The organism is Paraburkholderia sp. LEh10 (genome assembly GCF_017814945.1).
GTDB lineage: Bacteria > Pseudomonadota > Gammaproteobacteria > Burkholderiales > Burkholderiaceae > Paraburkholderia.
The window spans coordinates 1-1,115 of the sequence record NZ_JAGIPX010000211.1; the positions used below are offsets into that span (position 1 = coordinate 1).

Here is a 1,115-nt window from a genome sequence, read left to right on the forward strand (position 1 = left end):
TATTACTGACCAGTGCATCAAATAGTGCGTAGTTCCTCAGGCAGCGTAACGGACATGTTTTTCCTGGAACAGGTTGCGAATCACATGAGGTTCCTTTTGCCTGCGATGCAGGTGTCGACGAACGTTGCCGATCAGTTCCGCCTTGCTGGTCGGTCGACTCTTGCCGAGCGCATTGGTCTTCACGTCCTGATTGAGCAGTTCGTCCGGGTTCAGTTCGGGGCAATATCCCGGCAGCCGAATAAGACGCAGGCGTTCGGCATTGTCAGCCACGAAGCGCCTGACGGCCACGGACCGATGTACCGGATGCCCGTCGACGATCAGGTATATCTTGCGAGTAGCCTGTTTGAGCAGGCGTTTCATGAATTCGATGAACGTCGCGTTTTTGAACGTCCCCTCGAACACCATGAAACTCAACGTCCCACGATTGGATATCGCCGAGATCATGTTGCAGCCGAAGCGCTTTCCCGTCGAGCGTACCAGCGGCGTTTGCCCTTTGAGGGCGAAACTCGTTCCGCTGACGTGATCGCTGCGCAGCCCCGTTTCGTCACCCCAGAGGATGGTTGCCTCTTCCTGCTTCGCCTCTTTCGCAATCTCCGGATAGTCCTCGTCCAGCCATCGCGCAATCGCCGTGTCGTTCCTCTCATAGGCACGACTCACCGGCTTCTGGGCACTCATACCCCACGCCTTGAGATATCGGCCGGCCGTCGTTGCCGACACCGTGACGCCGTATTCCCGCTCGATCAGCTGCACGACCGATTCGCGTGTCCACAGGTAGAACGGCAATGCCAGTTGATCCGGCATCCGTTCGATGATCAATTTGCGGATCCTCACGGCCTGCGTGTGATTCAGCCGGCCACTTCCCGGCTGGCGGCCTCGCTTGCCAGGCTTCAGCGCTCTCCATCCGCCTTCCCGCGACAGCTTCATCCATTTGCTCACCGCTCGCAGGCTCACACCGTAGATGTTCGCCGCCGCAGTCTGCGTCATCCCGCCGCGCACCGCTTGCACGACCATCTTCCTCACGTGCGCCTGCGTGGCTCCATCCAACTTTCGGGCATCGTTTTTTCTCTTCATGCTCGTATAACGCATCACGCACTATTTGGTGCACACGTCAGTAA

At 58.0% G+C, this 1,115-nt stretch carries 1 protein-coding gene; it reads right to left on the bottom strand.

The features are described from left to right. Window positions 1-36: 36 nt before the first annotated feature. On the bottom strand, window positions 37-1,071 hold the full coding sequence (locus tag J8I87_RS43980; protein ID WP_209938903.1) for an IS630 family transposase: 1,035 nt from the start codon (window positions 1,069-1,071) through the stop codon (window positions 37-39). Window positions 1,072-1,115 lie beyond the last annotated feature (44 nt).